The following is a 12999-nucleotide window of genomic DNA, read 5'->3' on the forward strand; positions in this document are numbered from 1 at the left end:
CTTTATCGCTTCAATGACACGAATGCGTCGCGGCCGGCGTAGCGCGCACGCTTGCCGAGCGATTCCTCGATCCGCAGCAACTGGTTGTACTTGGCGACGCGATCGCTGCGGCACAGCGAGCCGGTCTTGATCTGGGTGGCGGTGGTGGCCACCGCGATGTCGGCGATGGTGGTGTCTTCGGTTTCGCCGGAACGGTGCGAAATGATCGCCGCGTAGTTGGCGTGGTGGGCCATGGAAACGGCTTCCAACGTTTCGGTGAGCGTACCGATCTGGTTGACCTTGATCAGGATCGCGTTGGCGGTGCCGGATTCGATGCCTTGCTTGAAGATCTTCGGATTGGTGACGAACAGATCGTCTCCGACCAGTTGGACTTTTTTGCCCAGACGATCGGTCAGCAGCTTCCAGCCCGCCCAGTCGTCCTCGGCCATGCCGTCTTCGATGGTGATGATCGGGTACTCGGCGGCCCAGTCGGCCAGGAAGTCGGTGAACTGCTCCGAGGTCAGGCGCTTGCCCTCGCCCATCAAGTGGTATTTACCGTTGTCGTAGAACTCCGAACTGGCCACATCCAGGCCCAGCAGAATGTCTTCGCCCGCCTTGTAGCCAGCCTTGCCGATGGCTTCCAGGATGGTATCCAGCGCTTCGACATTACTGCGCAGGTCCGGCGCGAAACCACCCTCGTCGCCCACCGCCGTGCTCAGGCCATGGCCTTTCAGCACCGACTTGAGCGCATGGAAGATTTCGGTGCCGGCGCGCAGCGATTCGGCGAAGGAATCGAAACCGACCGGCAACACCATGAATTCCTGCAGGTCGACGTTGTTATCGGCATGCGCGCCGCCGTTGATGATGTTCATCATCGGCACCGGCAACACGACGTCGCTGCCGTTGGCCAAGTGCTGCCACAACGGAATTTTCTTGGATGCGGCGACTGCGTGCGCGTTGGCCAACGAAACCCCGAGCAGCGCGTTGGCGCCCAGGCGACCCTTATTCTCGGTACCGTCGATATCGATCAGGCGACGGTCCAGACCTTCCTGATCGGCCGCATCGAAGCCTTTCAGCGCGGTGGCGATAGCGCCGTTGACGTTGGTCACGGCGTGCTGCACGCCTTTGCCCAGGTAACGGGTCTTGTCGCCGTCGCGCAACTCGACCGCCTCCTTAGAACCGGTCGAAGCGCCCGAGGGCACCATGGCGCGGCCGAAGGAACCGTCCTCGAGCGTGACTTCCGCTTCCAGGGTGGGATTGCCGCGGCTGTCGAGGATTTCGCGGGCGTGGATCTTGGTGATTGAGGTCATGGTCGTGCCGGATTGAGGGGATTGAGGGAGGATTCCACTTCGGCCAGCGCGGCGAGGCTGTGCTGGCTCTGATCTATCGGAAAAGTACCGTACAAAGGCACGATCTCGCCTGATGGGCTGGGCCGCTGGGCGAACACCAGATAGTCCTTGCCTTCCAGGAAATAGACATCGCAGTTGGTCGCGCCATTCTGGATCAGGGATTGTTCCGGCTGCTTACCTTTGAGCACGCGCACGGTGGAAAATTCCGCGGAGGTGGTTGGCAGACGGATGGCTACGTTCACGGGCGGGTCGGTGAATACCCGCTCCATGAATGCTTCGTCTTCCGGGCTTAGCGGCCGGATTCGTTCGACATGGACAATGGCGATCAGATCGGCCGTACTTGCCAGATCGCCGTACGACGGCGCCTTCATGGGCGGATTCATCCGACATGCAAGGGCGTCGAATGAAGCAAGCGCCAGGAACGCGAGCATGCCTGGGACCGCCACTCTTCTCATGGAACCCGCCTGGCAGCCGGAGTGAACCCTTCATCCATCAGACAGTACTCTCCAGAAAACCGTTCTTCTTGGTAATACTGTCCAGCGCCATCAACGTTTCCAACAACGCTTCCATCTTGCCGAGCGGCCACGCATTGGGGCCATCGGAGAGCGCTTCTTCCGGCTTGGGATGGGTTTCCATGAAGATGCCGGCGATACCCACTGCCATTGCGGCTCGCGCCAGCACCGGCACGAATTCGCGCTGACCGCCGGATTTTCCATCCATGCCTCCGGGCAGCTGCACCGAATGGGTGGCATCGAACACCACCGGACAACCGGTGTCGCGCATCACGCTGAGCGAGCGCATGTCGGAGACGAGATTGTTGTAGCCGAAACTGGCGCCGCGTTCGCAGGCCATGATCTGCTGGTTGCCGGTGGCCTTGGCTTTGTTGGTGACGTGCTTCATTTCCCAGGGCGACAGGAATTGGCCTTTCTTGATGTTGACCGGCAAGCCGGCGCTGGCGACTTTGTGGATGAAGTCGGTCTGCCTGCACAGGAACGCCGGGGTCTGCAGCACGTCGACGACCGCAGCGACTTCATCCAGAGGTGTGTACTCGTGCACATCGGTCAGTACCGGCACGCCGATCTGCTTCTTCACTTCGGCCAGCACCTTCAGCCCTTCCTCCAGTCCGGGACCGCGGAAGCTGGTGCCGGAAGTGCGGTTGGCCTTGTCGAAGCTGGATTTGAAGATGAAATTGATCCCCAGCTTGCGGGTGATCTCTTTCAGCTTGCCAGCGACATCCAACTGCAACTGCATGGATTCGATGACGCAGGGACCGGCGATAAGGAAAAAAGGTTTATCGAGGCCGACTTCGAAATCACAAAGCTTCATGCACGTGCTTCCTTGAGCAGCTTGCCACCGGCTTTCATCTCGCGCGCGGCACGGATGAAACCGACGAACAGCGGATGGCCGTCACGCGGCGTGGAGAGGAATTCGGGATGCGCCTGGCAGGCCAGGAACCACGGATGCTGGTTGCGCGGCAGTTCGATCATCTCCACCAGCAAGTCGTCCATGGATTTGGCGGAAATCACCAGGCCGGCGTCTTCCATCTGGGTGCGGTAGCGATTGTTGAATTCATAGCGATGGCGATGGCGTTCGGCCACGACGTCCTTGCCGTACAGCTCGCGCGCCAGCGTGCCCGGTTTCAGACGCGCTTCCTGCAGGCCGAGGCGCATGCTGCCGCCCAGATCGGTGCGTTCGTCTCGCTTTTCCACCTCGCCGGTGGCGGTGCGCCATTCGGTGATCAGGCCGATCACCGGATGCAAGGATTGTTTGTCGTTCTCGGTGCTATTGGCGTCTTCCATGCCGAGGATATTGCGCGCGTAGTCCACCACCGCGGCCTGCATTCCGTAGCAGATGCCGAAATACGGCACGCCGTGTTCGCGCGCGTAACGCGCGGTGACCACCTTGCCCTCGAAACCGCGATCGCCGAAGCCGCCCGGCACCAGAATGCCATCGACATCTTCCAGGGCCGACATGTCTCCGCCTTCCAACTCCTGGGCTTCCAGCCATTTCAGGTTTACCCGCGTGCGCTGGCGCAATCCGCCGTGCTTCAGCGCCTCGCCGACGGACTTGTAGGCGTCCTTGTGGTCCACGTACTTGCCGACCACCGCGATAGTGACTTCATCGAGCGGATTGAGCGTGGCGTCGACCGCCGCTTCCCATTCCGAAAGATCGGCGGGGCCGGTCACCGGCAGCTTCAGCTGGTTGACCACGATCTCGTCCAGCTGCTGTTCGTGCAGTTCCAGCGGAATCTTGTACAGGACATCGACGTCGCGCGCGGTGATGACGGCGCGCTCGGGCACGTTGGTGAACGAGGCGATCTTGCGGCGTTCGGAATCCGGCAGCGGTTGTTCGCTTCGGCACAGCAATACGTCGGGCTGGATACCGATAGAGCGCAGTTCTTTCACGGAGTGCTGCGTGGGCTTGGTCTTCAGCTCGCCGGCGGCGGCGATGTAAGGCACCAGGGTCAGGTGCATGAACATCGCCTTTTCCTGGCCGCGCTCGGTGCGGATCTGGCGGATGGCTTCCAGGAACGGCAGCGATTCGATGTCGCCGACGGTGCCGCCGATCTCGACCAGGGCCACATCGAAGCCTGCGGTGGCCTCGTCGATGCAGCGTTTGATCTCGTCGGTGATGTGGGGAATGACCTGCACGGTGGCGCCCAGATAATCGCCGCGGCGTTCCTTGCGGATCACGTTCTCGTAGATGCGCCCGGTGGTGACCGAATTCTTGCGGCTCAGGCGGGTACGAACGAAGCGTTCGTAGTGGCCCAGATCCAGGTCGGTTTCGGCACCGTCGTCGGTGACGTAGACCTCGCCGTGCTGGAACGGGCTCATGGTGCCCGGATCGACGTTGATGTAGGGGTCCAGCTTCATCATCGTGACCCGCAGGCCACGGGCTTCAAGGATGGAGGCAAGCGAAGCGGCGGCGATGCCCTTGCCAAGCGAGGACACTACACCGCCGGTAACGAAAATCAGGGGGGTCATGGCTCGAGGCCTCCCGGAAAGCCATAGTTTACCGGTTGGCGGGCCCGGCCGCACCGTTGACTTGTGGTCGGCTCCTCGTTCCAGCAGGTCCAAAATGGGGACGCCCCGATAATCGGGGCGTCCGTGTGTGCGGCTGATGGGTGCTCCCGGCTCAGCGCTCGCTGCGATCCGGCTTGTCCTGTCCGGCTTCTTCCTCACGGGCCGCCTTACGCTCGGCCCGGCGCTCGCTCCGAGATTTCTTGGTGCCACTGGACGCTGCCGTATCGGTCGACTGGCCGGTGATAGCGCTACGGGTCGCCGCCGTCGCGTTGCCGGATACGCTCGTTACCGCCTGGTCATTGGCATGAAGCGCTCCGTTGGCCGCGGCGTCCGCGCCCACGTTGGCGCTGGCCTGTCCCGACGACTGGGTCGCCGCATTGGCAAGGCCCCGCCCCGAGGCGACGGCACCCAGCGCCGCGTTGCCAGCGGCCTGCGTCGTGCCGGTAGCGCTGTCGACCGCCTGCGTGCCTGCCGATGCCGCCGCCGAAGTAGCGGCCGCTACTTCCGCGTTGGCGCGAGCGGCGGTCCTGCGGGCGGCATGCGTAGTCTGCTCGACCGCGTCGGTATTGGCGCCTACATCGGCGCGCGCGCCCACTACACCGCCCGCGTTGGCGGGTCCTGTCTGCACGCTCGCCCCGCCGCCGACCCCTACGTTGCCGCCCAATACCTGAGCGGACGCGATGGGGGCGGCCAGCGAAGTGGCGATCAGGATCGGCAGGAAATATTTGTTCTGCTTCATGGTCGATATCCTCGTTTCTATCTGTCGGGGGACATATCTATCTGTCGGGGGACACATCGGAGCCGCTCGGCTTGCAGCAGCGTGTCGACCCTAGGCAATGCCTACCGGCTCCGGACTGAACCACCCTCGCCAGCTCCGGTGGATAGAGACAAGCCAGTCGTTTTTTCGCCAAAAACCTTTTCCAATACAGACAGTTGCGGCGCAAAAACGGATGAACGTCCGACAACAAAAAAAGCGCCCCGGCATGCGGGGCGCTTTTGGACCAGACGGGCCCTTAACTATTTACTCGTCGGAAGAAGGCACGCAATCAAGGTTTGCGCTCTTCCTCTTCTTCCTCGGTGTCCGATTTCTTTCCGCTTTCGCCTTTCGCCTTGGCCTTTGCTGCCGCCGCCGCTTCGTTCTGGGCGCGGCGCTGGGCTTTCTTGTCGGCGTCGGACTGTTCGTCCCCTGCCGCTTCCGCGGTGCGATCGGCCTTGGTGTCGGCCTTGGACTGGGCAAACGCCGCCGTAGCGGTCAGGGCGGCGGCGATGACGCCAAGGATGAGCAGGATGCGCTTGTTCATTGAGGTTCTCCGTTTTGCTGCCGGCTGGGGACAGATGACGCCCACGCTGCCGTGCGGACTACGCGAAACATTAGTCCCCCCCGACCTACTTGCTACTGAACGTGCAAAAAATGACCCCAAGCCGCACACTTCGGGGCTGTAGTCGCCCTAGAAAAAGTCCTGCCCATTCCATGAATACCCGCTACAACGCAGCCGACATCGAAGTCCTTTCCGGCCTGGACCCGGTCAAACGCCGTCCGGGCATGTACACCGACACCACCCGACCCAACCATCTGGCCCAGGAAGTCATCGACAACGCGGTCGACGAAGCGCTGGCCGGGCACGCCAGCGAGATCGAAGTGATCCTATTCAAGGACGGCAGCTGCCAGGTCAGCGACGACGGCCGCGGCATGCCGGTGGATATCCATCCGGAAGAGAAGATCTCCGGCGTGGAGCTGATCCTCACCCGTCTGCATGCCGGCGGCAAGTTCAACAATCGCAATTACACCTTCAGCGGCGGCCTGCACGGCGTGGGCGTCAGTGTGGTCAATGCGCTGTCGAAGAAAGTGGAACTGTTCATCAAACGCGACGGCAACGAATACCGCATGGAATTCCGCGACGGCGATGCGGCCTCCAAGCTGGAAGTGGTCAACACGGTCGGCAAGAAGAATACCGGCACGCGCCTACGCTTCTGGGCGGACCCGAAATACTTCGACACGCCGAAATACAACCTGCGCGCGCTCAAGCACCTGCTGCGCGCCAAAGCGGTACTGTGCCCGGGCCTGACCGTGAAACTGTTCGACGAGGCCAGCGGCGAGCGCGATGAGTGGCATTACCGGGACGGCTTGCGCGACTACCTGCTGGGCGAACTTCAAGGGCGCGAACTGCTGCCGCCGGAGCTGTTCACCGGCCAGCTGTCCAAGCAGAGCGAGATCGTGGACTGGGCCGTGTCTTGGATTCCCGAGGGCGAACTGGTGCAGGAAAGCTACGTCAACCTGATTCCCACCGCCCAGCACGGCACGCACGTGAATGGTCTGCGCAGTGGCCTGACCGACGCGCTGCGCGAGTTCTGCGATTTCCGCAATCTGCTGCCGCGCGGGGTCAAGCTGGCGCCGGAAGACGTATGGGATCGCGTCGCGTTCGTGCTTTCGCTGAAGATGACCGACCCGCAGTTCAGCGGCCAGACCAAGGAACGCCTGAGCTCGCGCCAGGCCGCCGGTTTCATCGAAGGCGCCGCCCACGATGCGTTCTCGCTGTGGCTCAACCAACATACCGATTTCGGCGAGCGCATCGCGCAGCTGGCGATCGAACGCGCCAGCGCGCGCCTGAAGACCGAGAAGCAGATCGTCCGCAAGAAGGTGACGCAGGGCCCCGCCCTACCCGGCAAGCTGGCCGATTGCATCAGCCAGGATCTCTCGCGCACCGAACTGTTCCTGGTCGAAGGCGACTCCGCCGGCGGCAGCGCCAAGCAGGCGCGCGACAAGGATTTCCAAGCCATCCTGCCGTTGCGCGGCAAGATCCTCAACACTTGGGAAGTGGCTTCGGGCGGCGTGCTGGCTTCCAACGAAGTGCACGACCTGGCGGTGGCCATCGGTTGCGATCCCGGCAAGGACGACATCACCGGCCTGCGCTACGGCAAGGTGGTGATTCTCGCGGACGCGGACTCCGACGGCCTGCATATCGCTACGCTGCTGACCGCGTTGTTCCTTAAGCATTTTCCGGCGCTGGTGCAGGCGGGCAACATCTTCGTCGCCATGCCGCCGCTGTTTCGCGTGGACGTGGGCAAGCAGGTGTTCTACGCCTTGGACGAGGAAGAGAAGCGCCTGCTGTTGGAGAAGATCGAACGCGAGAAGCTCAAGGGCGCGGTCAACGTCACCCGCTTCAAGGGCCTGGGTGAAATGAATCCCTCGCAGCTGCGCGAATCGACTATCCACCCCGATACGCGCCGGCTGGTGCAGCTGACCAATGAAGACGACAGCGGCACGCGTTCGCTGATGGACATGTTGTTGGCCAAGAAGCGTGCGAGCGATCGGAAGGCATGGCTGGAGCAGAAGGGCGATTTGGCCTCACTGGAAGTCTGAACCGGCTAATCACACATCGTCTGCCGTGGCGACGGCGCAGATATCCAGATCACGGACGGGGAATCCCGCGGCGCGGCTGGAGCAGAAGGGCGATCTAGCTTCGCTGGAAGTTATGAATTCTTCCGCGTCACCGCGGGTCTCCATGCTTCTGGCCTGACACGACACACGGAGGCACAGAATATGCATCAATCCCCTTGGATCATTTCTGCCACGCTCAAGCAATATGCCGCCGGGTCCTCCATGGACCGACACCTGCACGACCGAGCTTCTTTATCTCTGGTCGTCAATGGCGAGTATGAAGAAAACATCTGTGGGCGCGCCGAGACGCACAACAGCGGACATTTGGTGTTCTGCCCCGCCGATGAGCCGCATGCGCAGCGCTTTTCCCGCAATGGTGCGCTCAAGGTGCTGGTCGTACCATCGACTGCGGCACTGGACTATCTTGGGAAGCGTCTGCCACTGACCTCTGCGCCGTCCGCTTGTTCGGTGCAACTGGCTGGACTCGGCATGCGCCTAAGCCATGAACTGCGGCATCCCGACGATTTCTCGCCCTTGGTGGCCGAAGGGCTACTGCTTGAGATGTTCGGCCATTTCTGTCGGAAGCAGTCGCATCAAGAGAGCGCCGCGCAATGGTTGCGCGATGTTCGCGACCAACTCCATGCGCAAACTCCCGTCCAGCCCAGCCTGGACGCGCTTGCGAATACCGCAGGACGCCACCCGGTCCACCTTGCCCGCAGCTTTAAACGGGCTTATGGCAAGACAGTCGGCGAATACGCGCGCGAATTGCGGGTCCGCCATGCTGCCGGCCTGCTGCGTTCGACCCTCATGCCCATAGCCGACATTGCGTTGTCGTGCGGCTTCTGTGATCAAGCGCACCTGAGCCACTCGTTCAGGATCGTATATGGCTGTTCCCCCGGCCGTTATCGGGAAGGACAGCGCTAACCAGGTACAAATCCGCTGTTCCACCGCAATACCGACCAGCAATGTATCGGCACACTCAAGGGATCCAGCCAGCGAAGATCACCGCCATGCCTTCCCTTAGTTTTACTCGCCGTTTTACTCGTCTCGCGCTAGGGTGCATGCCCCTCCCACTGCTCATCGGCATGGCCGTACTACTATCGGTCGCTTCCGCCGAAGCTTGGTCAGAAACACCCGCCCCAGCATCATTCGATCGCAGCGGCTGGCTACAGGATTACCGGTACCTGAAAACCCAACTGGAACAGGACTACGCGAACTTGGCGTGGTTTGCTTCTCCACAGGGCGGAGTGGATTTGCCCGGGTTGGACGGGACTACACAGGCGGCGCTGAATCATGCGGAAAATGATGGGCAGGCCCGGCAAGCCATCTTGAATTTCGTCGAAAGCCTGCATGACGGCCATTTCTCCCGATTGCCCGATCTTCCCGAAAACAATGCCGTACCTACCGCGGAACCGCCAGACGCGTCGCTCGACTCCGATGACGCCGCCACCGCTTGTGCTGCTTCCGATTATGGCTTTAACAGTCAGGTGGCTTTTTCCCTGCCATTCGAGTCGCTTCCCGGTTTTCATCTGCAATCGGATGGATCGACTCAGGTCTTCCGTTCGGGTCTGCTGACGCGCTCCGATGGCGGCAAAATCGGCATCGTGCGCATACCGGACTTCAAACAACGCGAATATAGCTTGTGCTTGGAGGCGTGGCGCGTCATAGCCCGATCGAGCGTCCCAGATCGGGAAACAATCAATCGCGCCGTCGTCGAAAATTGGTATGCCACTCTGGCGACCCGTTTACGCGACTTACGTACTGCGGGCGCTTCGTTGCTGCTGGTAGACGTAGGTCGCAACAATGGCGGCAACGACAGCGGGGACATCTCAGTCAGATTATTCACCGACAAGCCCGTCCATTCGGCGCGCCTGCAGGTGAGTCAATCCCAGGTCGGCACGGCCTATTTGGACGAACAGATCCAGGAGTTGCAGCACGGTCTTGAACTTAAACCCAGCATCGGTACCAGACGTTTACTCGAACAAACGATCGCACGATTCCAGGATATGAAAAGCGATTCGGCCAGAACCCATTGCGACCTGTCGTGGGTATGGAGCGAACGCCGCGATTGGAACGGCTCCGGATGCCATCGCCTGGTTGATGCAGGCTCCGCGGGCGGGCCCTTGGATTACTTGTCCGCTGCCGGACAAAGCGACATCGCCGCCGCCGCCAAACTGCACTGGCCGATCCAGGCCCGCCGCGTAGAAGGTTCTTGGACAGGCCCTGTCTATGTGCTTACCGATGGCGGGACCTACTCATCGGCGGAAATGTTCGCCGCGGCCCTGCAGAACAATCGGTTGGCGCGTGTTGTCGGCAGTCGAACCGGAGGCGACGGCTGCGGCTTCATGATCGATAGCGACCCTGTCGTTCTGCCTAATTCCAAACTTCGCTTCCGCGTGCCCAACTGCGTCCGACTGCGAGCGAACGGCGGCAACGAAGTCGCCGGTGTCGTACCGGATCTTCCTGTGCTTACGACAGCAGGCGAAAGCCGACGCGCGCGCGCTGCACGCGTGCTGAATACCATTGCCGACGCTTCGCAGCGCTGATCACCATATGCCTTCCGGTTATAGCGATCTCGATGTTGGCCTCGTCACCGTAAACACGCCGATCAGCACCAATACCGTGCCGGCGATCTGCCAAACGCCCATCGATTCGCCGAGCACGAACAGGCTCAGCACGATGGTCGAGATCGGGCCGATCATTCCAAGCTGCGAAGCCAACGCCGAGCCGAGCCTTTGCACCGCCATCATCGTGGCTAGCACCGGCAGCACCGTGCACAAGGTGCCGTTGAGCAACGACAGCGTATATATCTCCGCTGGCAGTTCGAACAGCGAATGCCATGGCCGCACCAGCAGAAAATGCAGGATGCAGAATGCGGCCGCCACCGCACTGGCATAGGCGGTCAGACGCACCGCGCCGACCCGCGCCACCACTTCGCCGCTGCCGACCAGATAGGTCGCGTAGCTGAGCGCGCTGAGGAAGACCAGCACGCCGCCCAGCGCGATGCCATCGCCGCCGATCTCTAGATCGTGCGCGAAAGCCAGCGCCACGCCGAGGTAGCTGATCGCCAGCGCCAGCAGCTGGCGTGCCGCGGGTTTGCGTTTGAACACCAACACGCTGATCAGGAGCACCAGGGTGGGAGTGAGATACAGGATCAACCGCTCTAGCGTCGCGGTGATGTACTCCAGTCCCGCGAAATCCAGGAAGCTGGCCAGGTAATAGCCGCTGAAACCCAATCCGACGACCTTCCACCGGTCGCTACCGCGCAAACGGAAACGTTGCGAGTCGCGCCGCGCCCACCCTGCCATCAGCGCGAAGAACGGAAGCGCTACCAGCATGCGCAGCGCAAGCAGGGTGATCGCGTCGGCGCCGTATCGATAGCCAAGCTTGACGATGATGGCCTTGCCGGAAAAAGCGATGGCGCCGAACAGCGCCAGCGCGATACCCGACCAGGGATGTCCCGGCCGTGTTGGCGGTTGGTCCGGAACGTCTACAGGCAGCGTTTCGTCTGGAACAGCCGCGGTTTCGCTCATGCCAGCATCTGGTCGAGCAGTTCGCGCAGTACGACCTGCGTGCGGGCCGCCTTGCCGGCATCCCATTCGAAACTGTCTTCGTCCATGTAGATGCGCTGGCTGATTTCCAGCTGCACCGCCTGGATGTTCTGCGCGGGATCGCCGTATTGGCGGGTGATGTAACCGCCTTTGAAGCGGCCATTGACCACGAAGTCGTGGCGGTCCTGCGCTTCCAACACCGATTCCAGCCGCGCCTGCAGCGCCGCCGAACAACTTGTGCCTCCCGCCGTTCCCAGATTGAGGTCCGGCAGCCGGCCCTCGAACAGGAACGGCACCACGCCGCGGATCGAATGCCCTTCCCACAACCCGGCACGCCCATGCTGCGCATGGATGCGCTGCAGCTCTCCCGCCAGCGCACGATGGTAGGGACGCCAGTAGCGTTCGACGCGCTCGGCGACTTCGGCTTCGTCGGGATCCTGGCCGTCGCGATACACGCGCTCACCGCTGAATTGCAGATGCGGGCACAGGCCGGTGGTGTTCTGCCCGGGATACAGCGACACGTCGTCCGGCGGCCGGTTGAGGTCGATCACGTAGCGCGAATAGTGGGGAACGATCATCGAAGCGCCGAGCTCTCGCGCGAAATCGTAGAGTTTCGACACGTGCCAGTCGGTATCGGGCACGCGCCGCGCAGAATCGGCCAAACGTGCGGCGATGTCGTCGGGAATGGCGGTGCCGTCATGCGGCAGGCTGATCAGCAGCGGCGCGGTGCCGCGATGCAGGGTGTAGGTTTCCATGCGCTCAGTTTAGCTTTTGCGCGGCCGCGCGGCTTTCTTCGGCAGTTCTTCGGCCGCTGGCAGCGCTCCGGGGAACCCGGGCGCGGTGCCGCGCACCGATTCCAGTTCGCGCATGCGTTTCTGTCCGTATTCCCACTCCTGCTCGGTGGTTTCGGCCAGCAACGCTTCGGCTATCGCCATCAGCGCCACGCTGGAATCCCACACCGAAGGGACCGCGACTCGCGCCGGCAACACGTGCGTGGCCAGGCGCGAGATCGGCGACAACCACTGATCGGTGACCAGCACCACCTTGGCCTGGCGCTTGCTGGCGGCCTGGGCCAGGCGCAGCAGACTGGGCTGGTAACGACGGATGTCGAATACCAACAACACATCGCGCTTACCCATGTCCAGCACCTGGTCGTACCAGTTGTCCTCCTGGTCCTCCAGGTGATTGATGCCCGGGCGCAGGATGCGCAACTGCACCGACAAATAGCGTGCCAGCGCATCGGTGAACCGTCCGCCGATCAGATGCAGACGATTGCGACGATCGGCGAGCAGACGCACGACCTGGTCGAACTCGGTGGCCGGCAGATGGCTGAAGGTTTCGTGCAGATTGCCTTCCAGCACGGTCGCGAACTTCTGCAGCCGCGGCGCGGCCGCGCCGCCACTACGGCGTGCGGTGGCAGGCGACTTGTTCAAAGGGGAACTCAGCTGGGCGGTGAGTTCTTCGCGCATCACCCGCTGGAAATCCGGATACGAGGCGAATCCCATCCGCGCCACCATGCGCAGGACGCTGGGCGCGCTGACGCCCACTTCGCGGGCCAGGTCGCTGGCGCTCTGCAGGCCGGCGATCGGATAGTCGGCGAGGATCCGCTGCGCTACCCGCCGCTCGCTGGCGGGAAAACCCGCCAAACCGTCGCGCAATCTTTCCATGACCGTCCGCATGATCCAGCTCCGACTTGACAACTGCCTCCTATTGTTAGA

At 62.2% G+C, this 12999-nt stretch carries 12 protein-coding genes; 3 read left to right on the forward strand and 9 right to left on the reverse strand.

The window, feature by feature from the left end; translation table 11 throughout:
* Nucleotides 1-2: 2 nt before the first annotated feature.
* The 6 genes from eno to AC1DTQ_RS10265 form a co-directional block, all read right to left on the reverse strand.
* On the reverse strand, nt 3-1289 hold the full coding sequence (gene eno, locus AC1DTQ_RS10240) for a phosphopyruvate hydratase (RefSeq protein WP_477849472.1): 1287 nt from the start codon (nt 1287-1289) through the stop codon (nt 3-5).
* Nucleotides 1286-1759: a hypothetical protein gene (locus AC1DTQ_RS10245; RefSeq protein ID WP_477849473.1), complete on the reverse strand. Its 474-nt coding sequence runs from the start codon at nt 1757-1759 to the stop codon at nt 1286-1288. Before AC1DTQ_RS10245 ends, eno begins: the two co-directional genes overlap by 4 nt.
* A 61-nt stretch (nt 1760-1820) precedes the next feature.
* On the reverse strand, nt 1821-2654 hold the full coding sequence (kdsA, locus tag AC1DTQ_RS10250) for a 3-deoxy-8-phosphooctulonate synthase (RefSeq protein ID WP_477849474.1): 834 nt from the start codon (nt 2652-2654) through the stop codon (nt 1821-1823).
* On the reverse strand, nt 2651-4312 hold the full coding sequence (locus AC1DTQ_RS10255) for a CTP synthase (protein ID WP_477849475.1): 1662 nt from the start codon (nt 4310-4312) through the stop codon (nt 2651-2653). Before AC1DTQ_RS10255 ends, kdsA begins: the two co-directional genes overlap by 4 nt.
* A 151-nt stretch (nt 4313-4463) precedes the next feature.
* On the reverse strand, nt 4464-5090 hold the full coding sequence (locus AC1DTQ_RS10260) for a hypothetical protein (protein ID WP_477849476.1): 627 nt from the start codon (nt 5088-5090) through the stop codon (nt 4464-4466).
* 307 nt (nt 5091-5397) lie between these two features.
* Nucleotides 5398-5652: a hypothetical protein gene (locus AC1DTQ_RS10265; protein ID WP_477849477.1), complete on the reverse strand. Its 255-nt coding sequence runs from the start codon at nt 5650-5652 to the stop codon at nt 5398-5400.
* Nucleotides 5653-5822: 170 nt separating this feature from the next.
* On the opposite strand from AC1DTQ_RS10265, the gene parE reads away from it, so the two are divergent.
* The 3 genes from parE (at nt 5823) to AC1DTQ_RS10280 (ending at nt 10276) form a co-directional block, all read left to right on the forward strand.
* Nucleotides 5823-7712: a DNA topoisomerase IV subunit B gene (gene parE, locus AC1DTQ_RS10270; RefSeq protein WP_477849478.1), complete on the forward strand. Its 1890-nt coding sequence runs from the start codon at nt 5823-5825 to the stop codon at nt 7710-7712.
* Between the two features lie 180 nt (nt 7713-7892).
* The gene (locus AC1DTQ_RS10275) at nt 7893-8654 is read left to right on the forward strand and encodes a helix-turn-helix transcriptional regulator (RefSeq protein ID WP_477849479.1); all 762 of its coding nucleotides are present in this window, start codon (nt 7893-7895) and stop codon (nt 8652-8654) included.
* Nucleotides 8655-8791: 137 nt separating this feature from the next.
* Nucleotides 8792-10276 carry a S41 family peptidase gene (locus tag AC1DTQ_RS10280; protein WP_477849481.1) on the forward strand — a complete coding sequence of 495 codons (1485 nt, stop codon included), beginning with the start codon at nt 8792-8794 and terminating at the stop codon, nt 10274-10276.
* A gap of 18 nt (nt 10277-10294) precedes the next feature.
* On the opposite strand, the gene AC1DTQ_RS10285 is transcribed toward AC1DTQ_RS10280, so the two are convergent.
* Genes AC1DTQ_RS10285 through AC1DTQ_RS10295 form a run of 3 tightly spaced genes read right to left on the reverse strand, consistent with a single transcriptional unit; the run spans nt 10295 to nt 12960 of the window.
* The gene (locus tag AC1DTQ_RS10285) at nt 10295-11263 is read right to left on the reverse strand and encodes a DMT family transporter (RefSeq protein ID WP_477849482.1); all 969 of its coding nucleotides are present in this window, start codon (nt 11261-11263) and stop codon (nt 10295-10297) included.
* Complete coding sequence (gene hutG, locus AC1DTQ_RS10290) at nt 11260-12036, reverse strand: N-formylglutamate deformylase (protein WP_477849483.1); 777 nt, start codon at nt 12034-12036, stop codon at nt 11260-11262. Before hutG ends, AC1DTQ_RS10285 begins: the two co-directional genes overlap by 4 nt.
* Before the next feature lie 9 nt (nt 12037-12045).
* The gene (locus AC1DTQ_RS10295) at nt 12046-12960 is read right to left on the reverse strand and encodes a MurR/RpiR family transcriptional regulator (protein WP_477849484.1); all 915 of its coding nucleotides are present in this window, start codon (nt 12958-12960) and stop codon (nt 12046-12048) included.
* Between the last annotated feature and the right edge of the window lie 39 nt (nt 12961-12999).

Source organism: Pseudoxanthomonas sp. P4_B2 (assembly GCF_056402315.1).